This is a genomic window from Tsukamurella sp. 1534 (assembly GCF_000312385.1).
In the GTDB taxonomy this organism is placed as follows: Bacteria; Actinomycetota; Actinomycetes; order Mycobacteriales; family Mycobacteriaceae; genus Tsukamurella.
The window spans coordinates 345,054-371,293 of record NZ_HE997627.1 but is presented as its reverse complement, the minus strand read 5'-3'; the positions used below and the strand labels follow the sequence as shown (position 1 = coordinate 371,293).

Annotated in this window: 25 protein-coding genes; 15 read left to right on the top strand and 10 right to left on the bottom strand. The window is 71.1% G+C overall.

The annotated features are described in order from the left end of the window. Positions 1-15: 15 nt before the first annotated feature. From BN39_RS14135 to BN39_RS14120, 4 genes are read left to right on the top strand one after another with little or no spacing between them, the layout of a single operon-like run. Positions 16-1,545, top strand: coding sequence for an NCS1 family nucleobase:cation symporter-1 (locus tag BN39_RS14135; RefSeq protein ID WP_019203073.1), 1,530 nt, complete (start codon positions 16-18; stop codon positions 1,543-1,545). A 10-nt stretch (positions 1,546-1,555) separates the two neighbouring features. After that, positions 1,556-2,278, top strand: a complete 723-nt coding sequence (locus BN39_RS14130; protein ID WP_019203072.1) for an aspartate/glutamate racemase family protein — start codon at positions 1,556-1,558, stop codon at positions 2,276-2,278. A 32-nt stretch (positions 2,279-2,310) separates the two neighbouring features. Continuing rightward, positions 2,311-3,726, top strand: a complete 1,416-nt coding sequence (dctA, locus tag BN39_RS14125; protein ID WP_019203071.1) for a C4-dicarboxylate transporter DctA — start codon at positions 2,311-2,313, stop codon at positions 3,724-3,726. Continuing rightward, positions 3,719-4,483 carry an MTAP family purine nucleoside phosphorylase gene (locus BN39_RS14120; protein ID WP_019203070.1) on the top strand — a complete coding sequence of 255 codons (765 nt, stop codon included), beginning with the start codon at positions 3,719-3,721 and terminating at the stop codon, positions 4,481-4,483. The genes dctA and BN39_RS14120 overlap by 8 nt, the downstream gene beginning before the upstream one ends. Positions 4,484-4,547: 64 nt before the next feature. On the opposite strand, the gene BN39_RS14115 is transcribed toward BN39_RS14120, so the two are convergent. The 7 genes from BN39_RS14115 to BN39_RS14085 form a co-directional block, all read right to left on the bottom strand. After that, positions 4,548-5,363, bottom strand: a complete 816-nt coding sequence (locus BN39_RS14115) for a bifunctional allantoicase/(S)-ureidoglycine aminohydrolase (RefSeq protein WP_019203069.1) — start codon at positions 5,361-5,363, stop codon at positions 4,548-4,550. Then, entirely contained in the window at positions 5,356-6,636 is a 1,281-nt protein-coding gene (locus tag BN39_RS14110; protein WP_019203068.1) for an aldolase/citrate lyase family protein, read from the bottom strand. Before BN39_RS14110 ends, BN39_RS14115 begins: the two co-directional genes overlap by 8 nt. Before the next feature lie 99 nt (positions 6,637-6,735). Beyond that, complete coding sequence (guaD, locus tag BN39_RS14105; RefSeq protein ID WP_019203067.1) at positions 6,736-8,019, bottom strand: guanine deaminase; 1,284 nt, start codon at positions 8,017-8,019, stop codon at positions 6,736-6,738. Continuing rightward, a complete protein-coding gene (gene xdhC / locus BN39_RS14100; protein WP_019203066.1) occupies positions 8,016-8,825 on the bottom strand; it encodes a xanthine dehydrogenase accessory protein XdhC in 810 nt (269 codons plus the stop codon). Before xdhC ends, guaD begins: the two co-directional genes overlap by 4 nt. Before the next feature lie 7 nt (positions 8,826-8,832). Further along, positions 8,833-11,238, bottom strand: coding sequence for a xanthine dehydrogenase molybdopterin binding subunit (gene xdhB, locus BN39_RS14095; protein ID WP_019203065.1), 2,406 nt, complete (start codon positions 11,236-11,238; stop codon positions 8,833-8,835). Then, positions 11,235-12,713, bottom strand: a complete 1,479-nt coding sequence (locus BN39_RS14090; RefSeq protein WP_019203064.1) for a xanthine dehydrogenase small subunit — start codon at positions 12,711-12,713, stop codon at positions 11,235-11,237. Before BN39_RS14090 ends, xdhB begins: the two co-directional genes overlap by 4 nt. A 179-nt stretch (positions 12,714-12,892) precedes the next feature. Beyond that, entirely contained in the window at positions 12,893-14,371 is a 1,479-nt protein-coding gene (locus BN39_RS14085) for an NCS2 family permease (RefSeq protein ID WP_019203063.1), read from the bottom strand. Positions 14,372-14,819: 448 nt separating this feature from the next. On the opposite strand from BN39_RS14085, the gene BN39_RS14080 reads away from it, so the two are divergent. From BN39_RS14080 to hisI, 8 genes are all read left to right on the top strand, one after another. Beyond that, the gene (locus tag BN39_RS14080; RefSeq protein WP_371190637.1) at positions 14,820-15,584 is read left to right on the top strand and encodes an IclR family transcriptional regulator; all 765 of its coding nucleotides are present in this window, start codon (positions 14,820-14,822) and stop codon (positions 15,582-15,584) included. Between the two features lie 57 nt (positions 15,585-15,641). Next, on the top strand, positions 15,642-16,583 hold the full coding sequence (locus tag BN39_RS14075; RefSeq protein ID WP_019203061.1) for an NADP-dependent oxidoreductase: 942 nt from the start codon (positions 15,642-15,644) through the stop codon (positions 16,581-16,583). 61 nt (positions 16,584-16,644) lie between these two features. Then, entirely contained in the window at positions 16,645-17,274 is a 630-nt protein-coding gene (hisH, locus tag BN39_RS14070; protein WP_040768000.1) for an imidazole glycerol phosphate synthase subunit HisH, read from the top strand. Then, entirely contained in the window at positions 17,271-17,516 is a 246-nt protein-coding gene (locus BN39_RS14065; RefSeq protein ID WP_019203059.1) for a hypothetical protein, read from the top strand. Before hisH ends, BN39_RS14065 begins: the two co-directional genes overlap by 4 nt. A 9-nt stretch (positions 17,517-17,525) precedes the next feature. Next, positions 17,526-18,260, top strand: a complete 735-nt coding sequence (gene priA, locus BN39_RS14060) for a bifunctional 1-(5-phosphoribosyl)-5-((5-phosphoribosylamino)methylideneamino)imidazole-4-carboxamide isomerase/phosphoribosylanthranilate isomerase PriA (RefSeq protein ID WP_019203058.1) — start codon at positions 17,526-17,528, stop codon at positions 18,258-18,260. Continuing rightward, a complete protein-coding gene (locus tag BN39_RS14055; protein ID WP_019203057.1) occupies positions 18,260-19,108 on the top strand; it encodes an inositol monophosphatase in 849 nt (282 codons plus the stop codon). Before priA ends, BN39_RS14055 begins: the two co-directional genes overlap by 1 nt. 30 nt (positions 19,109-19,138) lie before the next feature. After that, the gene (gene hisF / locus BN39_RS14050; RefSeq protein ID WP_019203056.1) at positions 19,139-19,915 is read left to right on the top strand and encodes an imidazole glycerol phosphate synthase subunit HisF; all 777 of its coding nucleotides are present in this window, start codon (positions 19,139-19,141) and stop codon (positions 19,913-19,915) included. Then, complete coding sequence (hisI, locus tag BN39_RS14045) at positions 19,912-20,265, top strand: phosphoribosyl-AMP cyclohydrolase (protein WP_019203055.1); 354 nt, start codon at positions 19,912-19,914, stop codon at positions 20,263-20,265. Before hisF ends, hisI begins: the two co-directional genes overlap by 4 nt. 12 nt (positions 20,266-20,277) lie before the next feature. Here the strand turns inward: hisI and BN39_RS14040 are convergent, their stop codons facing one another. Then, the gene (locus BN39_RS14040) at positions 20,278-20,736 is read right to left on the bottom strand and encodes a peroxiredoxin (RefSeq protein WP_019203054.1); all 459 of its coding nucleotides are present in this window, start codon (positions 20,734-20,736) and stop codon (positions 20,278-20,280) included. A 37-nt stretch (positions 20,737-20,773) separates the two neighbouring features. Here BN39_RS14040 and BN39_RS14035 point away from each other — a divergent pair, with 37 nt between their 5' ends. The 3 genes from BN39_RS14035 to trpC are packed head-to-tail and all read left to right on the top strand — an operon-like array spanning position 20,774 to position 23,822. Further along, positions 20,774-22,333, top strand: coding sequence for an anthranilate synthase component I (locus BN39_RS14035; RefSeq protein WP_019203053.1), 1,560 nt, complete (start codon positions 20,774-20,776; stop codon positions 22,331-22,333). After that, a complete protein-coding gene (locus BN39_RS14030; protein WP_019203052.1) occupies positions 22,330-22,965 on the top strand; it encodes a TIGR02234 family membrane protein in 636 nt (211 codons plus the stop codon). The genes BN39_RS14035 and BN39_RS14030 overlap by 4 nt, the downstream gene beginning before the upstream one ends. 38 nt (positions 22,966-23,003) lie before the next feature. After that, on the top strand, positions 23,004-23,822 hold the full coding sequence (gene trpC / locus BN39_RS14025; protein WP_040767998.1) for an indole-3-glycerol phosphate synthase TrpC: 819 nt from the start codon (positions 23,004-23,006) through the stop codon (positions 23,820-23,822). A 1-nt stretch (position 23,823) separates the two neighbouring features. Here trpC and BN39_RS14020 read toward each other — a convergent pair whose 3' ends face one another. Both BN39_RS14020 and BN39_RS14015 read right to left on the bottom strand, forming a co-directional pair. Next, positions 23,824-24,723, bottom strand: a complete 900-nt coding sequence (locus BN39_RS14020; protein WP_019203050.1) for an N-acetylglucosamine kinase — start codon at positions 24,721-24,723, stop codon at positions 23,824-23,826. Further along, positions 24,720-26,147, bottom strand: a complete 1,428-nt coding sequence (locus tag BN39_RS14015; protein WP_051159020.1) for a sugar porter family MFS transporter — start codon at positions 26,145-26,147, stop codon at positions 24,720-24,722. The genes BN39_RS14020 and BN39_RS14015 overlap by 4 nt, the downstream gene beginning before the upstream one ends. Between the last annotated feature and the right edge of the window lie 93 nt (positions 26,148-26,240).

Here is a 26,240-nt window from a genome sequence, read left to right as displayed (position 1 = left end):
AAACGGAGCCCAGATATGACCGACGACCCCCGCCCCGTGGGCGCTACCACGGAAGCCGCCCCGATCCGTCTCGGCGGCGCCCCCGACGTCGACGCCCTGAACCGGCTCAGCGCCGGGCTCTACAACCAGGACCTGGCGCCCACCCGGCGCAGGGGGCGCACCTGGGGCGGTTACAACATCTTCACCCTCTGGGCGAACGACGTCCACAGCCTGGGCAACTACGCGTTCGCGATCGGCCTGTTCGCGCTGGGGCTCGGCGGCTGGCAGATCCTGCTGGCGCTGGGACTCGGCGGCGTGTTCCTCTTCCTCCTGCTGAACCTCTCGGGCTTCATGGGGGAGAAGACCGGCGTGCCGTTTCCGGTGATGAGCCGCATCTCGTTCGGGATCCGGGGCGCGCAGATCCCGGCGCTGGTCCGCGGGGTCGTCGCGATCGCCTGGTTCGGCATCCAGACGTACCTGGCGTCGGTGGTGCTGCGGATCATGATCGTCGCGCTGGCGCCCGGGGCGGCCTCGCTGGACGCGAACCGGTTCCTCGGGCTCTCGACACTCGGCTGGATCTCCTTCCTGGTGCTCTGGGCGGTGCAGCTGGTGATCGTCAGCTACGGAATGGAGATGATCCGCAAGTACGAGGCCTTCGCCGGGCCGGTCATCCTGGTCACGATGGCGGCGCTCGCGTTCTGGATGCTCGGCCGGGCCGACTGGTCGATCGCCTGGAGCACGCCGGACACGAAGAGCGGCGTGGACATGTGGCTGCAGATCGTGGGCGGCGCGAGCCTGTGGGTGGCCATCTACGGCACCTTCGTGCTCAACTTCTGCGACTTCACCCGCAACGCCACCTCGAAGCGGTCCATCGTGCGCGGCAACTTCTTCGGCATCCCGCTCAACATGCTCCTGTTCGGCGCGATCGTGATCACGCTGGCCGGGGCGCAGTTCACGATCGACGGCCGGGTGATCGAATCGCCCGCCGACATCGTCAAGACGGTGCCGAACACGCTGCTGCTGGTCCTCGCCTGCCTCGCGCTGCTCGTGCTCACCGTGGCGGTGAACCTCATGGCGAACTTCGTGGCCCCCATCTACGCGCTGAACAACCTGTTCCCGAAGCACCTGAACTTCCGTCGCGCGGGCCTGATCTCGGGTGTCATCGGCCTGGTCATCCTGCCCTGGAACCTGTACAACTCGCCCGCCGTGATCACGTACTTCCTCGGCGGACTGGGCGCGGTGCTCGGGCCCCTGTTCGGCATCGTCATGGCCGACTACTGGCTCATCCGGAAGTCGCGGGTCAACGTGCCCGACCTGTACTGCGACCTCCCGGACGCCCCGTACTACTACCGCAACGGGGTCAATCCGCGCGCCGTGATCGCGCTCGTCCCCACCGCCGGCGCCGCACTGCTGATGGCGTTCGTCCCCGTCTTCCACGTGGTCTCGAACTACTCGTGGTTCATCGGCGCGGGTCTCGGTGCCGTGGCCTACCTCCTGGTGGCCGACCGCAAGGGCCCGTTCGTCGACGTCTCCGGCGAGCCCATCGCCGTCCCCAGCAAGCACTAGGAGGGAAGCCGTGCGCATCCTCGTCGCCAACGTCAATACCACCGGGTCCATGACCGCCGCGATCGCGGAGTCGGCGCGGTCCGCCGCGTCGCCCGGCACCGAGATCGTCGGAATCACCCCGCGGTTCGGGGCCGACTCCTGCGAGGGCAACTTCGAGTCCTACCTCGCGGCGATCGCCGTCATGGACGCGATCACCCGCTACGAGGGGCACTACGACGCCGTCATCCAGGCGGGGTACGGCGAGCACGGGCGGGAGGGGCTGCAGGAGCTGCTCGACGTTCCCGTGGTCGACATCACCGAGGCCGCGGCGTCGACCGCGATGTACCTGGGGCACAAGTACTCCGTGGTGACCACGCTCGATCGCACCGTCCCCCTCATCGAGGATCGATTGAAGCTCGCGGGCCTCGACTCCCGTTGCGCCTCCGTGCGGGCGTCGGGACTCGGTGTGCTGGAACTCGAATCGGATCCGGAACGGGCCGTGGAGGCGATCGTCGCGCAGTCCCGCGCGGCCGTGGAACAGGACCGCGCCGAGGTGATCTGCCTGGGCTGCGGCGGCATGGCCGAACTCGAGGAACGGGTGTCGGCCGCCACCGGCGTGCCGATCGTCGACGGCGTCCGCGCGGCCGTGACGATCGCCGAGGGCCTGGTCCGGATGGGACTGACCACCTCGAAGGTCCGCACCTACGCCCCGCCACGACCGAAGGCCGTGACCGGCTGGCCGATCGCGGACTGACCTCCGCACCCGAACCCGACGAAGGGATCGCCATGACCACGACCGAGGCCCCGAAGAAGAAGCCCTGGTACCGATCCTTGTTCGTGCAGGTGCTCATCGGCATCGCCGCGGGCATCAGCACCGGCATCTTCTTCCCCGACTTCTCCCATCATCTCGCGCCGCTCGGACAGGGCTTCATCAAGCTCATCAAGATGCTGGTGTCGCCGCTGATCTTCCTGGTGGTCGTCACCGGCATCGCCAAGGTCGGCAGTATGGCGGCCCTGGGCAAGATCGGGGCCAAGGCGCTGCTGTGGTTCACGGTCTGCACCACGTTCGCGCTCGGTCTGGGCCTGCTCGTGGGCAACGTCGTGAAGCCGGGAGCGGGCCTGAACATCGACCCCGCGACCCTCGACGCCGGGGCCATCGAGGAGCAGACCCACGGCGAGAAGCTCCCGGGCGGCGTCGATTTCGTCATGAACATCATCCCGACCTCGGTGGTCGACGCCTTCGCCAAGAACAATCTGCTGCAGGTCCTGCTGTTCGCGGTGCTGTTCGGTGTCGCCCTCGCCGCGATCAGCGAGAAGGTGCAGCCGGTCCTCCTCGAGGTGCTCGACCAGGCGATGCACGTGATCTTCCGCATCGTCAGCTACATCATGTACCTGGCGCCCCTCGGTGCGTTCGGCGCGATGGCCTTCACGGTCGGCAACTACGGCGCGGATTCGCTCGCGTCGTTCGGCATGCTGGTGCTCGCCTGCTACGGCGCCGCGATCGTCTTCATCCTCATCCTCGCGGTCGCGGTGCGCCTGATCACCGGCGTCAGCACCTGGAAGTTCCTCGCGTACTGCCGCGAGGAGTTCATGCTGGCCCTCGGCACCGGATCGTCCGAGGCCGTGATGCCGTCCATCATCAAGAAGCTCGACGGTGCCGGTTGCGACCGTTCGGTGGTGGGCCTGGTGATTCCCACGGGATACTCCTTCAACCTGGACGGGGCGGCGATCTACCTCTCGCTGTCGATGATGTTCCTGGCGCAGGCCGTCGGCGTGGACCTCGGTGTGGGACAACAGGTCGCGATCATGGGGATCCTGATCCTCAGCTCCAAGGGCATGGCCGGCGTGCCCGGCTCGGCGTTCGTGGCGCTGTCCGCCACGGCGGCCGCGGTGGGCGCCTTCCCCGTGGCCGCGGTCGCGCTGCTGCTGGGCGCGGACCGGCTGATGGACTCGATGCGGGTGGCCACCAACCTGCTCGGCAACTGCCTCGCGACGTTCGTCATCGCCCGCTGGGAGGGGCTGCTCGACACCGAGAAGATGAAGGCGGTCCTGGACGGGACTCTCGTCGTGGACGACCCCGACGACGCGCGCACCCACCCCGGGCCCGGCTCCGCGGCATTCCCACCCCGTGCCCCGGGTGAGCCGCGCCGGGAGAAGGACACCGCCGATTCCACGGAACCCGAAGGAGCAGAGAATGTCTGAGCCCGGACCGGCCGCACCCGCAGGCGGCGCCACCGTCGCGCTCCTGGGGAGTTGGGGCTACTACGGCCTGCTCGACGACGCGCGAGCGCACCAGGTCGAGACACCGTACGGCGCACCGTCGGACGATGTGGTCGTCGGTACCGCGCACGGCCGCCGCATCGCCTACCTGACCCGTTCCGGACGCGACCGCACGATCCCGCCGCACCGGATCAACCACCGCGCCAACATCTGGGCGCTGCACCACCTCGGTGTCCGGCACGTCCTGGCCGCGACGCCGGCCGGCGCCTTCGACCCCGCCGTCGGCGTCGGCACCGTCGTGGTCCCGGACCAGCTGGTGGACCGCACCGGCCGCGCCGACGACACGTTCCACGACGACGAGGACGTGCGAGTGGCGTTCGCGGAGCCCTTCTCCCGGGACACCCGCGCCGCGGCGATCGACGCCCTGCGGGAGAACCGCTGGGTCGTGGCGGACGGGGGAGTGGTGGTCGCCATCCGCGGGCCGCGGTTCTCCACGGCGGCCGAATCCCGGTGGTATGCGGCGCAGGGGTGGGATCTGGTGTCCGCCACCCCGTATCCGGAATCCGTGCTCGCCCGCGAACTCGGCATGGGGTACGCCTGCGTGGCGCTCGTGACCGACCACGACGTGATCGCCGACAGTCCCTGGCCCGTCAGCCAGGACCGGGTGCGATCGGGGCTGGACGCGAACACCCTCCGCCTGCGGGAGGCGCTGGTCCGCGCCGCCGCGGCGCTGTCCTGACACCGCGGACGACGATGCCGCCGCCCGGGAACCCCGGGCGGCGGCATCGTGGCCGGCGGATCGGCTACAGCGCGATCTGGCGGTTGACGTCCTTGTACAGCAGGTAGCGGAAGTTCGACGGTCCGCCCGCGTAGCAGGCCTGGGGGCAGAACGCGCGGAGCGAGAGGTAGTCGCCCGCCTGCACCTCCACCCAGTCGCCGTTGAGGTGGTAGACGGCCTTGCCCTCGAGCATGAGCAGGCCGTGCTCCATCACGTGGGTCTCGGCGAACGGGATGGACGCGCCGGGCTCGAACGTGACCACGTTGCAGTGCATGTCGTACGCGAGGTCCTCGGGGTCCAGCATGCGGGTGGTGCGCCACCTGCCGTCCGTGCCGGGCATCGCGCCGGGTTCGATGTCCTGCTCGTTGCCGGCGACCGCCTTCGGGGTGTGGCCGGCCAGCGGCTCGTAGCGCTTGCGGATCCACACGAACACCGCGTTGCCCTCGGCGTCGTTGCGGGCGGTCCAGGTCGATCCCGCGGGGGCGTAGGCGAACCCGCCCTCGGTGAGGACGTGCTCGTCGTCCCCCAGCGTCACCGTCAGCGTGCCCTGGGTGACGAACACGAAGCCCTCGACCTCGGCCTGGGGTTCCGGGTGATCGGATGCGCCGCCGGGAGCGACCTCGACGATGAGCTGCGCGAAGGTGGTCGCCCCGCCGGCCACGGGGCGGTTGATGATCCAGGCCCGGGTGTTCGTCCACTCGGGGAGGACCGACGTCACGATGTCGCTCATCACGCCGCGGGGGATCACGGTGTACGCCTCGGTGACGACGGCCCGGTCGGTGAGCAGGTCGGTCTGCGGCGGCAGGCCGCCCTGCGGGGCGTAGTACGTGGCGTCAGCCATGGTTCTCCTCCTGGAGTGGGGTGGGTCGGTTGAGCGCGATCGCGCTCAGGGCTTCGGGGGTGACTCCGGCGGACGTCCGCACCTCGTCGGCGGTGACGGCGCCGCAGGTGAGGCCGCGGCGGATGAACGAGGCCAGCGCACGCGCGGTGGCGGGCTCGTCGAGGATGCCCGACTCGACCTCGTTGACGTAGTTGTGGAGCCGGACCGCGGCCGCGTCGAATCCGGCCCGGTAGAAGGCGTAGGTCGCGAGGTAGCGGGTGATGAGCTGCGCCGGATGCAGGTCCCAGCCCTGGTAGACGCCCCGCTCGAGGTGCCGGCGTACCAGGCGCGCGTGCAGGTGCCATGCGTCCATCACCCGGGTGGGCGAGCCCACGGGCAGGATGTTCGTGGAGCCGTCGGACAGGTGGACGCCCGTGCCGGCGACGGCCAGCTGCATGACGTTCTTCGCGTGGTCGGCCGCGGGGTGCTCCATCGACTGGTACTGCGCCGCGATGCCGAGCGACGCCGAGTAGTCGTAGGTGCCGTAGTGCAGGGACGACACGCGGCCGTCCCCGGCGTGGATCAGGCGCGCGACCGGCGCGCTGCCGTCGGCGCCGAGGATCACCTGCGGGGTCTCGACCTGCACCTCGAACCGCAGCCGGCGCTCGTCGAGCCCGAGCGCCTGCTCCAGCGACCGGCAGGCCTCGACCATCGCCTCGACCTGGGAGACGGTCGTGACCTTGGGCAGAGTGAGGGTGAGCCCGTCGGGCAGGGGGCCGTGTTCCAGCAGGCCGGTGAGGAAGAGGTCGAGGGTGCGCAGGCCGCGGGAGCGGGTCGCCGCCTCCAGGCACTTGAAGCGGATGCCGATGAACGGCGCCGCGCCACCGGACCGCACCGCCTCCGATACGGCGGAGGCCGCACGGGCCGCGTCCGCGTCCTCGGCCTCGTCGCCGCGGTCGCCGTAGCCGTCCTCGAAGTCGAGCCGGATGTCCTCGATGGGCTCGGTCGTGATCTTGCGCCGCACCAGTTCCGCGAGCGCGTCGGCGTCCTGGAGGCCGACGGCCTCGGCCACGTGGGTGACGCCGTCGGCGGCCTCCGCTGCGGCGTGCAGGGCGGCCGCGCCCCATTCGTGGCTCGTCGCGGGGGTGAACCGGTCCGCGGGGAGGTAGACCGTGTGCACCGGCTGGCGCCGCCCGTCGTCGCCCGGGTACCGCCGCGCGAGCTCGGAATCGGTGGGGGCGAGCAGGCGGTCGATGTCCGCCAGGGCGTCGTCCGGGAGCGAGCGACGGGTCACGGGCAGCCTCCTGTCAATAAGTGGAAAAGTAATTCCGCATTATGGAGTTTAGTGGTCGATAGCCCGGTGCACAAGGGCTTCGGGATGCCGGGCCGGCGGTCAGGCGACGACGATGTCGCCGTCGATCCACACCCGGGCGACATCGGCCGGGGTACCGATCGAGAAGATCTTCGCCAGTGCGTTCTCCGCGGACGCAGCGTGCCGCAGGCAGACGTCCAGCGGCTGAGCGGCGGAGGGCTGCACCAGGATCGCGTCGAACCGACGGCCCGCCGAGAGATCGCCCACGTCGTCGAGGCCGAGAGCCGTGGCGCCGGCACGGGTGGCGAGGTGCAGCAGGTGCGCCGGCGTCAGCGGCACCCCGTCCTCTTTGAGGAGCTGCTGCATGAAGTAAGCCTGCAGCCCCTCCTTGAAGAGCGAGAATCCGCTGCCCGCACCGACATCCGTACCGAGCGCGACGCGCACTCCGTGGTCGAGGTGGCGACGGAGCGGAAAGGAACCGCTGGCGAGCGCGGAGTTGGACGTGGGGCAGTGCGCGATGGAGGCGCCCACCTCGCCGAGCAGGTGGAGTTCCTCGTCGCGGGGGTGCGCGTTGTGTGCGAGGACCGACCGGCGGTGGATGAGTCCGTGCTTGGCGTAGGTGTCGGTGTAGTTCGCGGCGCCGGGGAAGAGGTCGGCGACCGCGGCGATCTCGGCCGGGTTCTCGTTGACGTGCGAGGTGAACCAGAGGCCGGGGACGTCGGAGAGGAGATCGGCACAGGAGGCGAGCATGTCCGAAGTGGTGGAGTACGAGAAGCGGGGCGTCACCGCGTACCTCAGGCGGCCGTGGCCGTGCCACCGCTCGGCGAGCGCCCTGCCCTCCCGGTACGACCGTTCGGGTGTGCTCAGCAGCGGTTCGGGGAGGTTGTGATCGCTGACCACGAGGCCCGCTGTGACCCGCGTGCCCACGCGGTCCGCCTCCGTGAACAGGGCGTCGACGGCGTCCGGGTAGTGCGAGCCGAACACCAGCGCGGTGGTCGTGCCCGCGGACGTGAGTCCGGTGAGGAACTCCCGTGCGACGGCGCGGGCGTACTCCGGCTCGGCGAGCCGCTGCTCCTCGGGCAGGGCGCACTGATCGAGCCAGTCGAGGAGCGGCATCCCGAGGCCTCCGATGGCCCGGACCTGGGGGTAGTGCACGTGCGTGTCGATCAGGCCGGGGAGGAGGACGCCCGCGCGGAGATCCGTCACGGATTCGCCGGGGTGGCGCGCGGCGACGTCCGCGAACGCACCGCGTTCGGCGATGACGCCGCCCTGGACGAGCAGTCCCGCGTCGTCGTCCGCGCGGAGGGTCCCACCGGCGAAGGGGTCGTCGGGGGTGTCGAGGACACGGCAGCGGTAGATGGTCATGATTCGGAATCCTTGGGGCGTGGGGTGATTCGGGTCAGCACGTCCGCGGCGACACTCACCGCGATGGTCGCGGGGTGCTTGCCGGAGAGGGTGCTGAGGCCGATGGGGCATTGGATGGTGTCGATGAGGCTCGCGGGATGTCCCGAATCGGAGAGCATCCCGCGGAAACGGGCCCACTTGGCCGACGAGCCGATGAGACCGATGCGACCGAGACCCGGTGTGCGCAAGGCCTGATCGCACAGGCTGAAGTCCTCGGCGTGGTCGTGCGTCATGATGAGGACCTCGGTGCCCGCCGGCAGCTCGCCGAGCACCTCCTCCGGGAGCATCGAGTGCCGGCGGTGCACCGTCGCGGCCCCGGACTCGATGGAGTCGGCGGCCTCGAGGTGCTCGGGCCGCGAGTCGGTCAGGTGGAGCTCGATGTCCTGCCGGGAGAGGATCCGCGCGAGCTCGAGGCCCACGTGGCCGAGCCCGAAGATCGCGACGGCCGGGACCACCGGCAGGGGTTCGAAGAGGATCACGACTTCGCCTCCGCAGCACTGCCGGCCGTACTCCGACCGGACCTTGTCGTTGAGTCGCACCGTCGCGGTGTCCGGTGCCGTCGAGTGGTCGCGGAGCATCGCCCGCGCCCGGTGGATCGCCGTCTGTTCGAGGTTGCCGCCGCCGATGGTTCCGTACGTCGCGTCGTCGGCCACGACCATCTTGGCGCCGGCCTCGCGCGGGGCGTGGCCGCGGACCCCGATCTGGGTGATCAGGACCGCGGGCCGGCGCTCCCGCCGGAGGCGGGCGCAGTCGCCCAGCCAGGTCATGGCGGTCTCAGCCGAGCCCGACGGGGGTCGCGGGCGCGGCCGGAACCGGTTTCCCGGGGTGGTGTCCGTTGGTCCGGGACGCCGCCGCGCGGGCGGATTCGATCGCCCAGTACACCGCCTCGGGTGTCGCGGGGGACGCGAGTTCGAGGCCGGTGCCCGGTGGACCGAACGCGGCGGCGGCCTGCCGGAGTGCCTCGCGCACCGAGAAGGCGAGCATCAGCGGGGGTTCGCCGACGGCCTTGGAGCCGTACACGGCGCCGTCCTCGTGGGCCTTGTCGAGCAGGGACACCCGGAAGTCGGGCGGCATCTCGGAGAAGCTCGGCAGCTTGTAGGTGCTGGCGGACTGGGTGAGCAGCCTGCCGCGGCCGGGCCGGTCGCTGGTGTCCCAGCGCAGATCCTCCAGGGTCAGCCACCCGGCGCCCTGGACGAAGCCGCCCTCGATCTGGCCGATGTCGATGAGCGGGGACAGGGAGTCGCCCACGTCGTGCACGATGTCCACGCGCAGCAGCCGGTACGCGCCGGTGAACCCGTCTACCTCGACCTCGCTGGCGGCGACGCCGTAGGCGAAGTACTTGAACGGCTCTCCCTGCATCGCCTTGGCGTCCCAGTGCAGCCCCTCGGTGCGGTAGTACCCGGAGGCGGACAGCTGGACGCGCTGGAAGTACGCGGCGTGGACCAGTTCGCTCCACGTGAGCGTAAGCGCGTTCGCCCCGAGGCCGGTGACCACTCCGTCGGAGAACCGGACGTCCGCCGGGTTGACCCCGAGCCGGGACGCCGCCACCCCGGCGAGCCGCTCCCGGATCTGCTCGCACGCGTTCTTCACCGCGCCGCCGTTGAGATCGGCCCCGGAGCTGGCCGCGGTAGCGGAGGTGTTGGGCACCTTGTCCGTCCGGGTGGGCGCGAGCCGGACCCGGGACAGCGGTACGCCCAGGGTGGTCGCCGCGACCTGCAGCATCTTGGTGTGCAGGCCCTGCCCCATCTCCGTGCCGCCGTGGTTGATCAGGACCGAGCCGTCCTTGTACACGAGGACGAGGGCACCGGCCTGGTTGAACGCCGTGAGGTTGAACGAGATGCCGAACTTGACGGGAGTCATCGCGAGTGCACGTTTGGTGTGCGGATGACGCGCGTTGAACTCGGCGATCGCCGCCTCGCGGGCGGCGACGTCGCCCGAGTCGATCACCTGCTGCCACGCCGTGCGGGCGCGGTCGGCGTGCCGCACGGGCTGTCCGTAGGGGGTGGTCTGCCCGTCGCCGTACAGGTTTCGGCGGCGCATCTCCCGTGCCGAGATCCCCAGCAACGGGGCGCAGCGGCCGATGACGTCCTCGATGACCAGCATCCCCTGGGGGCCACCGAAACCGCGGAAGGCGGTCTGCGAGGTCTTGTGGCACTTCGCGATCCGGCCGTGGGTCACGATGTTCGGGATCCAGTACGCGTTGTCGATGTGGCACAGCGCCCGCGCGAGCACGGGTTCCGACAGGTCCAGGCTCCACCCGCCGTCCGCGGTGAGCGTGGCCTCGAGGGCGGTGAACCTGCCCTGATCATCGAAGCCGGCGCGCCACGAGGCGCGGAAGCCGTGGCGTTTGCCGGACATCGTCATGTCCTGGGTGCGGTTGAGCCGCAGCCGCACCGGGCGCCCCGTGAGGGTGGCGCCGAGCGCGGCGATCGCCGCGAATCCGTGTGGCTGCATCTCCTTGCCGCCGAAGGCGCCACCCATGCGCAGGCACTGCACGGTGACGTGGCTGCTGGGCACCCCGAGGACGTGGGCGACGATGTCCTGCGTCTCCGACGGGTGCTGGGTGCTGGACTGCACGAACACCTGGCCCGCCTCGTCGATCCGCGCGAGGGAGGCGTGGGTCTCCAGGTAGAAGTGCTCCTGGCCGGCGAACTCGAACTCGCCGCTGAACTCCGACGCGGCCGCCGCGAATCCCGCGCCGACGTCGCCGCGCCGCACCGTGGGCCGCGCGCCGTGGAAGCTCTCGGCCTCGATCGCCTCGACGAGGGTGATGAGCGACGGGAGGGGCTCCAGTTCCACGCGCACCGCCGCCGCTCCCAGGCGGGCGGCCTCGATCGTCTCCGCGAGCACCCAGCAGATCGCGTGCCCGTGGAACATGACCTCGTCCTCGGGGAACAGCGGTTCGTCGTGTTTGACGCCCGCGTCGTTGACGCCGGGGACGTCCGCGGCCGTCAGCACCCGGACCACGCCCCGGACGGCGAGCGCGGGGGCGGTGTCGAGCGAGACGATCCTGGCGTGGGCGGTGTCCGATTGCACGGGATACGCGTGCAGGGCGTCGCGGGTCTGCGGGATGAGGTCGTCCGTGTAGAGGGCCTGCCCGGTGACGTGCAGCGCCGCGCTCTCATGCGGGACGTCGAGGCCGACGACGGCGTTCGCGGGGCGTTCCGACAGGTGGCTCATGACATCTCCTCTCCGGCGTGCGCGGCGGCCGGATTCTCGGCGAGCAGCTTCTCCAGGGATCGGCCGAGCATCGCCGACCGGTATCGGCTCGACGCGCGGTGGTCGTCCATCGGGGTGCCCTCGCCGCGGAGGACGTCCGCCGCGTCGCGGACGGTCTCGGGCGTCCACGGGCGGCCGATCAGGGCCTGTTCCGTGGCGGTGGCGCGGATCGGGGTGGCGGCGACGCCGCCGAGGCCGATCGCGGCCCGGGAGACGACGCCGTCGTCGATGGTCAGCGCGAAGGCCACTGCGACGCTGGAGATGTCGTCGAACCGGCGCTTGGCGATCTTGTGGAACGCGGTGACCGGGGCGAGGGGGAGCGGGAGCCGGACGGCCCGGATCAGCTCGTCGGGCCGCCGCACCGACTGTCGGTATCCGGTGAAGTACTCCGTGACCGGCACGGTCCGCTCGCCGCTCTGCGAGGAGAGCACGAGCCGGGCGTCGAGCGCGAGCAGCGCGGGCGGGGTGTCGCCGATGGGGGACCCGGTGCCGAGGTTGCCGCCCAGGGTGGCGGCGTTGCGGATGAGGCGCGAGGCGAACTGGGGGAACACCTGCGCGAGCAGGGAGACGCGCCCGTCCAGCCCTCGCTCGACCTCGGACAGGGTGAGGGCGGCGCCGATCTCGACGGCCTCGGCGTCCCAGCGCAGTTCCCGCAGCTCCGGGAGCTGGTCGATCGCGATCACGAGTGGGGCGCGGCGGCCCTTGAGGTTGACGTCGACGCCCCAGTCCGTGGATCCGGCGACCAGGGCCGCGGAATCCTCTTCCGCGAGAAGGCGGAGGGCGTCGTCGAGCCCGGCCGGGCGGAGGAACCGGGCGCCCCCGGACGCGAGGTCGGTGGGTTCGGGTGTCGGGGCCGCGGCCGCACGCCGGGCGGCGAGCGGATCGTCGGCGGCCGGTGCGGGGAGGCCGTAGGCGGCGTCGCGGATCGGGCGGTATCCGGTGCACCGGCAGAGGTTGCCGGAGAGCGCGTGGAGGTCGAACCCGTTGGGCCCGTGCTCCTCGTCGCCGGGGTGGCCCTCCGCGGCCTCACAGCGTCCGGGGCGGTAGAACTCGGCGGCCATACTGCAGATGAATCCCGGTGTGCAGTAGCCGCATTGAGATCCGCCACGGAGCGCCATGGCGTCCTGGACCGGATGCAGATCGTCGGGAGAGCCGAGGCCCTCCGCCGTGACCACCTCCTGGCCGGCCAGCGCGGCCGCCGGTGTGAGGCAGGCGTTGATCGCCGTCCACCGAGTGCGGTCCGCGGGATCGCCGGCCGCACCGGGACGGGCGACGAGGATCGAGCACGCGCCGCATTCGCCCTCGGCGCAGCCCTCCTTGGCGCCGGTCAGGCCCTGGGCGCGTAGCCAATCCAGGGCGTTCGAGTGGAGTGGGCCCGAGAACGAGCGAGATTCGCCGTTGACACTCACGTGGCATCCGGTCAGCGTGTCCGTCACCGCTGCATCCCTACTGAACTCCGTACGGGGTTCGGTCAGGCATGGTTCGTGGCTGAACTGGATCGCTGGTTATCCATGCGAACAGGATCCAGGTGTTGATTCTATGCCCGGGAGTGGGCGTGGGCAAGGCTATTTCGGAATATTTGTTCCGTGATACGGACTTGTTCCGGTCGTGTTACTCAGCCCGCGGCGCCGATGAGCGCGGTTATGGGGCCGCGGACGAAGTAGAGCACGAAACCGATCGACACCACCCACAGCAGCCAGTGCGTCTTCCCGGCCCGCCCTCCGAGCACGCTGAGCAGGGCCCACGTGATGAACCCGACGCCGATGCCGTTGGCGATCGAGTAGGTCAGCGGCATCGTGACGATGGTGAGGAACACCGGCAGGGCGACGGTGAAGTGCGTGAAGTCGATCTCGCGGATCTGCGCGACCATCATCGAACCGACGACCACGAGGGCGGCCGCGCCCACCTCCATCGGGATGACGCCGATCAACGGTGCGAAGAACATCGAACCCAGGAAGAGCACGCCGGTCGTGCACGCCGCCAACCCCGTTCGTGCGCCCTCGGCGATTCCCGCGGCGGAGTCGACGAAGACGGTGTTCGACGATCCGGAGGCGGATCCGCCGGCCACCGCGCCCAGGCCCTCCACGACGAACGCGGAGCGGATCCGCGGGAAGGTGCCGTCCGGATTGCTGATGCCGGCACTGCGCGCCAGCCCCGTCATCGAGCCCATGGCGTCGAAGAAGTTGGTGAACACCAGGGTGAACACGAGCATGGTCGCGGCCAGGGTGCCGACCCGCTCGAAGGCTCCGAACAGGTCGAACTGGCCGATCAGGCTGAAGTCGGGGAGCGCGACGATGCGGCTCGGCACCTCCGGGGCGCTGAGGTTCCAGCCCTGCGGGTCCGGGGTGTGCGGATCGCCGACCGTGCCGAGCTTCGCGAAGTGCTGGACGACGACGGCACCCACCGTGGCCACGATCATCCCGATCAGGATGGCGCCGGGAATGCGCCGGGCGACGAGCACCGCGATGAGCAGCAACGTGAAGATGAAGATCGCGGTGGGGATCGTGTCGATCGAGCCGTCGTGGCCGAGCTGTACGGGCGGGCCCGCAGGCGTGCGCGTGACGAAACCCGAGTTGACGAAGCCGATGAACGCGATGAACAGGCCGATGCCCACGGTGATCGCGGTCTTGAGCTCGGCGGGAACCGCCTGGAAGATCGCGGTCCGGATACCCGTCGCACCGAGCACGACGATGATCACGCCGTTGATGACGACGAGTCCCATCGCCTCGGCCCAGGTCACCTCCTGCACGACTGCGACCGCCAGGAAGGAGTTCATGCCCAAACCGGCGGCCAGGGCGAACGGCAGTCTGGCGACGACACCGAACAGGATCGTGATCACCCCGGCGGTCAGGCCCGTGACGGCGGTGACCTGCACGAATCCCAGCGTTCCCTTGGCCACGTCGGCCGAGCTGCTGAGGATCAGGGGGTTGAGCACCACGATGTAGGCCATCGCGACGAAGGTCACGAGCCCGCCGCGGAGCTCACGGGCGACGCTGGAACCGCGCCGGGTGATGTCGAAGAACGAGTCCAGGGCGGAGGTCTTCGGCGGTTCGACGCCCTCCGGTGCGGTGTCCTGTTGCGAACGTGTGGTCATTGTCGGTCCTCTCGTCCGGCGGGGGAGTTCGTCCGCCAGCGCGCCTGCCGGTGTGTGAATACGCGGAAGGGGAGGATCGGCGGCCGCTACCGGAGCAGTCCGCTGGAAACGATCTCCGTGGCTGAAAGTCGCTGTGCATTCCACTATTTGGAAGCTCGATTCCGCGTGTTGATGAGTGAAGCACGCACCCCGGGGGCTGTCAAGGATGTCCTGCGCCTTCTTCGAAGAGCGTTTCCCGAGGCCGACGGGGGTGCTGTCCGCCGCCGCGGACCTGTCGGAACGTGCCGCGACGGACTCGCTTCCGTGGTCGCGTAACACCGCGCGCCCGGCGCGCGGCACAGCGGTTCGCGCGTCGGTCCGCATCATGGAATTCAGATCGCGTTCGCTTTCGGCGTGCAATAGTGGAACTGGTAGTGGAACCAGTCATCGACCGTCGAACCGAGGAGCTATCGTGGCGAAGACGACGTCGGGTGTGCAGTCGGTCGAGCGGGCCTTCGAGCTGCTCGAACTGATCGGCCGCGCGGGCGGGGAGTGTTCGCTGAGCGAACTGTCCGCCGGCACGCCCCTCCCGCCGCCCACCATCCACCGCCTGCTGCGCACCCTGGTGGGCATCGGGTACGTGCGGCAACTACCGAACCGCCGCTACTCATTGGGGCCCCGCCTGATCCGTCTCGGTGAGGTGGCGAACCGGCAACTGGGCGCCGTCGCCGCCCCGGTGCTCGAATCGCTCGTCGACGAGCTCGCGGAGACCGCCAGCCTGGCCGTGCTCGACGGCGACATGGTGATCTACACGGGGCAGGTGCTCTCGCCGCACAACATGCGCACCAACAACGAGGCGGGCCGCCGGGTGAACCTGCACAACTCCGGTGTCGGCAAGGCCGTGCTCGCGGAACTGGACGACGCCCGGATCGTGAAACTCGTTTCCCAGGCGGGGATCCCGGCGCCGACGCCCAACAGTGTCAACACCCTGTCGGGCGTCTTCGCCGAAGTCGAGCGGGTGCGTTCCCAGGGGTACGCCGTGGACGAACAGGAACAGGAGATCGGCGTGCGGTGCATCGCGATGGCGGTGCCCGGCGCCCCCACCCCGATGGCCATCGGCATCTCCGGTCCGGTGTCCCGGGTCGGGGACGACTTCGCCGAGCGCGCCGTGCCCGCGCTGCAGCGCGCAACGGGCATCATCTCCGACGCGCTGATCGGTGCCCGCGAGATCTGATCGGATCGTCCTGATTCCAACGGGAATCGCGCACACCCGCCCGTCGTTGTGCCGGGCATGACCGAGACAGTGGTGGCGAAGGCGTTCGGAGGGCCCGAGGTCCTCGAGGTGATCGACGAGCGGCTCCCCGAGCCGGGCCCCGGGGAAGTGGTGGTCGAGTTCCGGGCGATCGGGGTGAATCCCGTCGAGTACAAGCAGTACGGCGGATTCTTCGGGGCCGACGACGCGGATCTGCCGCTGCACCTCGGGTCCGAGGGGGCGGGGGTGATCACCGCCGTGGGCACCGACGCGATCGGACCGCGCGGCCCCCTCGCGGTGGGCGACGAGGTGGTCGTCTACCGGGGAACCGGCACCTACGCCGCGGCCGCCGTCGAGCCGGCGAGGGCCGTGCTGCCGAAGCCCGGCGCGCTGGGCTGGGAGGAGGCCGGAGGGCTCCTGCTCACCGGCGCCACCGCCTGGGACGCCGTGACCACGACCCGTGTGGCGGAGCGGGACACGGTGCTGGTGCACGGCGCCGTCGGTGGTGTCGGACTGCTCGCCGTGCAACTCGCGAAGCTCCGGGGCGCCACCGTGATCGGCACGGCCCGCGAGGCGAACCACGAGTATCTGCGCGAGCTCGGCGCGATCCCCGTGCCCTACGGCGACGGGCTGCTGGAGCGGGTGCGGGCCCTGGCGCCGGACGGTGTCGACGTGGCGATCGACACCGTCGGCACCGACGAGGCCGTCGACGTGTCCCTCGCACTGGTCGGCGACCGCTCCCGGATCGTCACCATCGCGGCCTTCGCCCGCGCCGGCGGCGACGGGTTCACCGCGATCGGCGGGGGCGATCCCGACAGCGCGCGTGTCCGCGACGAGGCCCGCGGCCCGCTGCTCGATCTCGCCGCCGAGGGCCGGATCACCAACGTGGTCGCGCGCACCTATCCGCTCGCCCGGGCGGCGCAGGCGCACCGGGACCTGCAGGCGCCGCACCCGATCGGGAAGTTCATCCTGGTCCCGTGAGTGCACGCCGCGGCGACGGGCCAGGCGGTGCCCGCGAGGAGCGCCGATTAGGCTGGTGACCATGAAGAAGGTGACGATCCTCGACTACGGTTCCGGCAACATCCGGTCCGCGCATCGCGCGATGGAGCGCGCCGGGGCCGAGGTCACCGTCACCGCCGACCCCAGGACGGCGGTCGCCGCGGACGGCCTGCTGGTTCCCGGGGTCGGCGCCTACGCGGCGTGCATGGCGGGACTGAAGGCGGTGCACGGGGACAGGATCATCGGCGAGCGGCTCGCCGGCGGCCGCCCCGTCATGGGCATTTGCGTCGGTATGCAGATCCTGTTCGAGAAGGGCATCGAGTTCGGCGTCGAGACCGAGGGCTGCGGCGAGTGGCCGGGCACCGTCGAACGCCTGCAGGCCCCGGTCGTGCCGCACATGGGGTGGAACACCGTCGAGGCCGCGGAGGGCTCGGCCCTGTTCGCGGGGATCGACGCCGACACGCGCTTCTACTTCGTGCACTCGTACGCCGCGCAGAAGTGGGAACTGGACGTCGGCGGCCGCATCGCCGCTCCGAAGGTCACCTGGGCCGAGCACGGCGGCCGGTTCATCGCCGCCGTGGAGAACGGTCCGCTGTGGGCCACGCAGTTCCACCCGGAGAAGAGTGGCGACGCGGGCGCCGTGCTGCTGCGGAACTGGGTGGAGTCGCTGTGACCGGCAAGCGGGAGCTCTCGATCGGGCGGCTGGCCCTGTTCGCGCTCGGCGCCGCCGTCCTGGTGCTCGGCGCGGCGGCCCTCCTGGTGAACGTACTCAGGCCCGGCCCCGCCGTCGGCCTCCTCATCGTGGCCGTCGGGCTCGTCGGCGCGGTCGCCGCGATGGGCGTGGTGTCCAAGCGCATGGTGGCGAAGGCCACGCGCGGCGAGGACGAGCGAAATGCGGATGACGCGACCCACTAGGCTGGTCGCGTGAGTCTGGTACTTCTTCCCGCAGTCGATGTCGCCGACGGCCGGGCCGTCCGCCTGGTCCAGGGGGAGGCCGGCAGCGAGACCGCCTACGGTTCACCCCGCGACGCCGCCCTCGCCTGGCAGAACGACGGCGCGGAATGGGTGCACCTGGTGGATCTCGACGCCGCCTTCGGCAAGGGCAGCAACCGTGAACTCCTCGCCGGTGTGATCGGCGAGCTCGATGTGAAAGTCGAACTGTCGGGCGGCATCCGGGATGACGACTCCCTCGCCGCCGCCCTCGCCACCGGCTGCGCGCGGGTGAACCTGGGCACCGCGGCGATCGAGGATCCGCAGTGGTGCGCGAAGGCCATCGCCGAGCACGGCGACAAGATCGCCGTCGGCCTGGACGTGAAGCAGATCGACGGGCGGTGGCGGCTCCGCGGCCGCGGCTGGGTCACCGACGGGGGAGACCTCTGGGAGGTGCTCGATCGCCTGAACGGGGACGGCTGCAGCCGCTACGTGGTCACCGACGTGTCCAAGGACGGTACGCTGACCGGCCCGAACCTGGATCTCCTCGCCGCGGTCGCCGACGCCACGGAGTCGCCCGTGGTCGCGTCGGGAGGGATCTCGGCTCTGGAGGACCTCACGGCGATCTCCACCCTCGTCGATCGCGGTGTCGATTCGGCGATCGTCGGCAAGGCGCTGTACGCCGGGCGGTTCACCCTCCCCGAGGCGCTGGCGGCGGTGTCGCGCTAGTGGCCGCGTTCCCGGCCGGTTTCACCGGCGATCCGGACGCCCTGCTGGCGGCGGCGGGCAGGGCACTCGACGAGGCCGCCCCGCGGTTCGTCGAGGGGCTCGGCGCGCCCGCGTCGGTGGACAAGGGGCCGGCGGATTTCGCGACGGACCTCGACCTCGAACTGGAGCGCCGGATCGCCGGTGCCGTCGCCGACGCCACGGGGGTCGCGGTGCACGGCGAGGAGTACGGCGGGCCCGCGGTCGACGAGGGCACCGTCTGGGTCCTCGATCCGATCGACGGCACCTTCAACTACTCCGCCGGGTACCCGGCGACGGGCACCCTCCTGGGCCTGGTGCACGACGGCCGTCCGGTCGCGGGGCTCGCGTGGTTCCCGCTGGTCGGCGACGCCTTCGCCGGCCACGTCGAGGGGCCGGTGCGGAACCGGGGCGAGGCGCTCCCGCCCTTGCGGGAGGGTTCGCTGGTCGATTCGATGATCGCGGTCGGCAGTTTCAGCCGCGGAAGTCGCGGCCGGTTCCCCGGCGACTACCGGTTCGAGATCCTCGGCGAGGTGTCCCGCCGGGTGGCCCGGGTCCGGCAGTTCGGATCGACCGGGGTCGATCTCGCGTACACGGCGTCCGGGGCGCTCGGCGGCGCCGTCGTGTTCGGGCACCACCCCTGGGACAATGCGGCGGGGGCGGCGCTCGTGCTCGCCGCGGGCGGCGTGGTCACCGACCTCGCGGGCGGTGAATGGCACGTGGGCTCGGACTCGGCGCTGGCCGCCGCGCCCGGCGTGTACGACGAGCTCCTGGACATCGTGCGATCCGTGGGCGCGCCGGACGACTACCGCCCCGCGCAGGGGAAGCGTTGAGGCCGTGAACATCTCGAGGAGGCAGAACCGATGACGGTGGCGGTGCGCGTGATCCCGTGCCTGGACGTGGACGACGGACGCGTGGTCAAGGGCGTCAACTTCCAGAACCTCCGCGACGCGGGTGATCCCGTGGAGCTCGCGGCGGTCTACGACGCGCAGGGCGCCGACGAGCTGACCTTCCTCGACGTCACCGCGTCGAGCTCCGGGCGCGGAACCATGCTCGACGTGGTGCGCGGCACCGCCGAGCAGGTGTTCATCCCGCTCACCGTGGGCGGCGGCGTCCGGTCCGTGGAGGACGTGGACATCCTGCTGCGCGCGGGCGCCGACAAGGTCTCGGTGAACACCGCCGCGATCGCCCGGCCCGAGTTGCTCGAGGAGCTCTCCACCCGGTTCGGCAGCCAGTGCATCGTGCTGTCGGTGGACGCGCGCACGGTGCCCGAGGGCGACGAGCCCACCCCCTCGGGCTGGGAGGTCACCACCCACGGCGGCCGCCGCGGCACCGGCATCGACGCGATCGAATGGGCCAGGCGGGGTGCGGAACTCGGCGTCGGCGAGATCCTGCTCAACTCCATGGACGCCGACGGGACGAAGGCCGGATTCGACCTCGCGATGATCACCGCCGCCCGCGCCGCGGTCCACATCCCCGTCATCGCCTCGGGCGGCGCCGGCGCGGTCGAACACTTCGCGCCGGCCGTCGAAGCGGGCGCCGACGCGGTCCTGGCCGCGAGCGTGTTCCACTTCGGGGAAATGACCATCGGTCAGGTCAAAGACGAGATGGCGACCCACGACCTGGTGGTGCGGCGATGAGCGGCGCGGAACTGGCCCCGGAAATCGCCGCCCGGCTCAAGCGCAACGCCGACGGGCTCGTCGCCGCGATCGCTCAGGAGGACGGGACCCGCGACGTGCTCATGCAGGCCTGGATGAACGACGAGGCCCTCGCGCTCACGCTGGCCACCCGCAAGGGCACCTACTACTCCCGTTCCCGCGGACGGCTGTGGGTCAAGGGGGAGACGTCGGGTCACACCCAGGAGGTGCTCGACGTGCGCCTCGACTGCGACGGCGACACCGTGCTCCTCACGGTGCGGCAGACCGGCCCGGCGTGCCACACCGGCACGCACACGTGTTTCGACGGGGACCTGCTGCTCGGCCGCGGCTGATCGCGCCCGCCCTCAGGGCGTGAGCGTGCGGAGGAACGCGAGGGTCTCCTCGACGTGCGCCACCGCGCGCAGTTCGCCGACCACGATGTGCAGCACCGTCCCGTCACCGTCGATGAGGAACGTCTGCCGGCGCACCGGCGCCACCGCGAACTTGCCGCGCTTCACGTCGTACTCCGCGCAGACAGCGCCGTCGGCGTCGGTGAGCAGCGGGAAGCCCGGCGTCATGACGTCGGCGAAGGCCTGCGTCCGCACCAGCGGGTCCATGCTGATGCCGATCCGTGCGGTGTCGCGGGCGTCGAACTCCGTGCCCGCGTCGCGGAACCTCCCCACCTCGGCGACGCACACGGGAAGGCCCGCCGTGAGGTAGAAGAACACCGCCGCGCGGCCGTCGCCGCGGAGCTCGGACAGGGTGCGGACCGTGCCGGTCTGGTCGGGGAGTGCGAAGTCGGGCGCCTGCAGGCCGATGCGCATACCGGTGAATCTACCGGCACGGGGATAATGGCTCGCGATGAGTAATCAACCCGCCCCGAACCTGCAGCCCGACGGCGCGACGACGAGCCTGGACGAGTTCCTCGCGCTCGCCGACCGGCACCGCGTGGTCCCGGTGATCCGCACGGTGCTCGCCGACGCGGAGACCCCGCTGTCCGCGTACCGCAAGCTCGCGGGCGGCAGGCCCGGAACCTTCCTGCTGGAGTCCGCCGCCGCGGGCCAGTCCTGGAGCCGCTGGTCGTTCGTGGGCGCCCCCGCGCCGTCGGCGCTCACCGTCGTCGACGGCGAGGCGACCTGGATCGGGAAGGCGCCCATGGGCGCACCGTCGGGCGGCGACCCGATCGCCGCGCTCGGCGAGGTGCTGCGGCTGCTCGGCTCGGAGCCCATCGAGGGACTGCCGCCGCTCAACGGCGGGATGGTCGGATACTTGGCGTACGACGCCGTGCGGCGCCTGGAACGGTTGCCGGACACCACCGTCGACGATCTGCACCTGCCGGAGATGGTGTGGCTGCTGGCCACGGACCTCGCGGCGATCGACCATCACGAGGGCACCATCACGCTCATCGCGAACGCCGTCAACTGGGACGGCGCGAGCGAACGTGCGCGGGAGGCCTACGAGGACGCGGTCGCGCGGCTCGACGCGATGGAGGCCGCGCTCGCCGCCCCGCTCGATTCCTCGGTGGCCTCGTTCACCCGGCCCGAGCCCGAGTACTCCGCGCAACGCACCGTCGAGGAGTACTCCCGGATCGTGGAGAAGCTGGTCGGCGACATCGAGGCCGGCGAGGCCTTCCAGGTGGTGCCCAGCCAGCGGTTCTCCATGCCGTCCGACGCCGATCCCATCGACGTCTACCGCGTGCTCCGCGCCTCCAACCCCAGCCCGTACATGTACCTGCTGCAGGTGCCCGCGCCCGACGGCTCGCTGGCCTTCTCCATCGTGGGCTCGAGCCCCGAGGCGCTGGTCACCGTGACCGACGGTGTGGCCACCACCCACCCGATCGCGGGCACCCGGTGGCGGGGCGCGTCCGCCGAGGAGGACCTGCTCCTGGAGAAGGACCTGCAGGCCGACGAGAAGGAGAACAGCGAGCACCTGATGCTCGTCGACCTGGGCCGCAACGATCTCGGCCGGGTCTGCTCGCCGGGCACCGTGCGGGTCACCGACTACCGCCGGATCGAGCGGTACAGCCACGTCATGCACCTGGTGTCGACGGTGTCCGGTGACCTCGCGCCCGGCAGGCAGGCGCTCGACGCGGTCGCCGCGTGCTTCCCCGCCGGCACCCTGACCGGGGCGCCGAAGGTGCGCGCCATGGAACTGATCGACGAGGCCGAACAGACCCGGCGCGGCCTGTACGGCGGCATCGTGGGCTATCTCGACTTCGCGGGCGACGCGGACACCGCGATCGCCATCCGCACCGCGGTGCTCAAGGACGGCGCCGCGTACGTCCAGGCCGGCGGCGGCGTCGTCGCCGATTCGGTGGGCGAGTACGAGTACAACGAGTCCCGGAACAAGGCGCTCGCGGCGCTCAAGGCGGTGGCCGCCGCGAACACGCTGCGTGCCGTGACGGAGGAGGGAACGCGATGAAGGGCAAGCGGAACCTCGCGATCGCGGCGGTCCTGATGGCCGCCGCCGCGGGACTGACGTGGATCGCGGGCCGGATGACCTGGATGCAGGTGAACGTCGCCGACGGGCTGACCCAGGAACGGCCGATGACGATCGCGGGCCACCAGTGGGCGCCCGCGCTCACCCTGCTGCCGCTGGTCTACCTGGCCGCCATCGCGGCGGCGCTGGCGCTGAAGAACTGGGCCCGCGGCGTGGTGGCGGTGATCGTCGCGGCGGCGGCGATCGGCACGGCCTTCCCGGCGGTGCAGGTGCTCACGCAGGAGCCCGACGTGGCGTACATCGAGCGGGTGCTCGACCTCGCCGCGAAGGATTACGTCAACGTCGCGGGCGAGGAGTCCGGCGGGCCGCTCGTCGCGATCCTCGCCGCGGTCGTCGCGGTGGCGGCGGCGACGCTGCTGCTGCGGGGCCTGCGCGGGGGCGGGATGGGGTCGAAGTACGCCTCCCCGGCGGCCCGCCGAGCGGAGCTCGAGCGACGCGTGTTCGACGACGCCGCCGCAGCTCAGACGTCCGAGCGGGACCTCTGGGACGCCCTCGACGCCGACGAGGATCCGACCGAGGGGGCCAAGGCGGAGCGCCCCGACCGCGAGGGCTAACCTTGGAACACGCTCAGAACCACCGAAAGGCCGGCCCCGTGACTTCCCCCACTGTGCTCGACTCGATCATCGAGGGTGTGCGCGCGGACGTCGCCGCCCGGGAGGCGGTCCTGGATCTGGCCACGGTGAAGGCGGCGGCCAAGGCCGCGCGGCCCGCGATCGACGCCGCTGCCGCTCTGCGGGAGCCGGGCATCGCGGTGATCGCGGAGGTCAAGCGCGCGAGCCCCTCGAAGGGCGATCTCGCGGGGATCGGGGACCCGGCCGCCCTGGCCGCCGAGTACGAGGCCGGGGGAGCCCGCGTGATCAGCGTGCTCACCGAGCAGCGGCGGTTCAAGGGCTCGCTCGCGGATCTCGACGCGGTCCGTGCGAAGGTCCGGATCCCGGTGCTGCGCAAGGACTTCATCGTGTCGCCGTACCAGATCCACGAGGCCCGCGCGCACGGTGCCGATCTGGTGCTGCTGATCGTCGCCGCACTGGAGCAGTCGGTGCTCGTCTCGCTGCTGGACCGGGTGGAGTCCCTGGGGATGACCGCCCTCGTCGAGGTGCACACCGAGGCGGAGGCGGACCGGGCCCTGGAGGCCGGCGCCACCGTGATCGGCGTGAACGCCCGCAACCTCAAGACGCTCGAGGTGGACCGGGACTGCTTCTCCCGGATCGCGCCGGGGCTGCCGTCGTCGGTGATCCGGGTGGCCGAATCCGGCGTCCGGGACAGCCACGACCTCTTGACCTACGCGGGCCAGGGCGCCGACGCCGTGCTCGTGGGCGAGGGCCTGGTGACGGCCGGCGACCCGCGTTCCGCTGTCGCCGACCTGGTCACCGCCGGCTCGCACCCGAGCTGCCCGCGCCCCGCGCGCTGATTCACGCCTTGGCGTTGCGCCGCTCGAGCTCCCGCAGCGCGATCTGCACCGCACCCCGCACCGGGTCCACGGTGAGGACGCGCATGTCGGTGATGGATCGCAGGCCGAGGTGGTGCCGCACCCGCCGCTGCAGTGCCGGCTGGTGCACCGCGAGGCCGCCGGCCAGGACCACCGGCCCCGTCGAGCCGATCCGGTCCGCCACCGACAGCGCGATGCCCGTCAACGCGATCGCGGCCTGATCCACGATCTCCGTGCTGACCGGATCGCCCGACTGCGCGAGCTCGAACACCACGCGCGCCCGGCCGGCCCAGTAGCGGCGCTCGGACTGCGCGTAGAAGTGGTCCAGTAGTTCGTCGGTCGACTGCAGGCCGCAGTCCGCGGCCAGCTGCTGGCCGAGGTGGTCCGACGACTCCTCGCGATCCAGGCGGATCAGGGTGCGGCGCACCGCCTCCCTGGCCACCCAGTAGCCGCTGCCCTCGTCGCCGAGCAGGTACCCCCAGCCGCCGGCGCGGGCGTGCCTCTCGCCGGCGCGGCCCCACGCTACGGCGCCCGTGCCGGAGATGACGGCGATGCCGTCGCGTACGCCCGCCGCGGCGAGGATGAGCTGACTGTCGTGCACCACGCGGACCCGCGCGCCCGGGATCCGGTCGGCCAGCAGCCGGGTGAGGGTGGCCGCGCCGGCGGGCGTCTCCACGCCCGCGGCGCCGGCGCAGACCGCCCCCACGTCGTCGACGCCGAGCCGCGCGAGCGCGATGTCGAGCTGGCGACCGGCCTCCGCGGGCCCGACCGATGCGATGTTCGCGCTGCCCGCGAGGGCCTCGGCCACGACCACGCCGTTCTCGGCGCGCACCGCCTGCGTCTTGGAGCCTCCGATGTCGAGGCCGATCACCGCGTGGTTCACTGCGCGACCACTCCGACCTGCTCGCCGGCCCCGCCCGCGGCGGGCCACTTGCCGCCGTTCTGCCAGTAGTGCTGGATGTCCTCGAGCTTGCGGCCCTTGGTCTCCGGGGCGAACTTGAGCACGAACACGAAGGCGAGCACGGTCATGACGCCGAAGAAGGCGAAGGTGCCGGTGCCGCCGATGCCGTTGAGCATGGTCAGCGTGATCTGGGCGACCACCGCGTTCGCCACCAGGTCGGAGGTGAGCATGGCCGACGAGCCGTAGGCGCGCAGCCGGGCGGGGAAGGCCTCGCCCGCGTACACCCACACCAGGGAGCCGAAGCCGAACGAGAAGCCGATCGTCACCAGCACCAGTCCGGCGAAGCCCACGATCCCGGCCGCCTCGCTGCTCTTGAAGTCGCCGTCGGCCATCTGGTACGCGAGGATCATCACCGCGAACGCGAGCACCATGGTCGCGATGCCGCCGAGCAGGATGGGGCGGCGGCCGAACCGGTCGATGGTGAAGATCGAGATGATCACCGCGAGCAGGCCGAAGAGCTGCACGAACGCGGGCAGCATGTACTTGCCGAAGTTCCCGTCCTGGCCCATCGAGGCGAAGATGTCGGGGCTGTAGTTGATGATCGCGTTGATGCCGGTGATCTGGATGAAGAAGCCGAGCACGACCACGAAGAAGGTGGCGCGCAGGTACGGGGCGCGGAACAGCTGGCCGAGCTTCCCGCCGGATTCGTCGGACAGCTGGGCGCGCATCTCGTCCATCTCCGACTCGATCTCGGCGGCCGAGGCGGTGGGTTCGACGGAGGTGAGGGCGGCGCGTGCCTCCTGCTCGCGGCCGCGGGTCATGTACCAGCGCGCGGTGTCCGGCAGCCGCAGCAGGACCAGGCCGACCGCGATGGCCGGCACGGCCGCGAGCCCGAGCATCCACTTCCAGGCGTGGTTCGTATCGGCCAGGAGGTAGCCGAGCACGTAACCCAGGATGATGCCGAAGATGGTGGCGAACTGGTACGCCACCAGCATCGCCCCGCGCCGTTTCGCCGGGGCGGATTCGGCGACGAACACCGGGACCACCACCACGGAGACGCCGACCGTGAGGCCCAGTAGGAAGCGGGCGGCGAGCAGCAGCGGCACCGTGGGCGCGAAGGCGCCGAACAGGGCGAACAGCGTGTAGCCGGTAGCCACGGAGACCATCGCCTTCTTCCGCCCGACCTTGTTGGCGAACCAGCCGCCCACGAGCGCGCCCAGGATCTCGCCGACGATGACGACGGTGACGAGGGCCTGGGTCATGGTGTCGCCGAGGTGGAAGTCGGCGCGGATGAAGTCCTTCGCCGCGGCGATGTTCGACGTGTCGTACCCGTAGATCACGCCGAGGCTCGCGGCGGCCACGCCGACGAGGACGGCACTCGACTTCACAGCCGGTGTAGTGCTCATGATTCTCCTTGGGGGTCCTGCCGGAAGTGGTCTATACCAATTCCGGTGGACTAAGAGTGGCATAGACCACTTCTACGGTCAAGGGGTAATGTG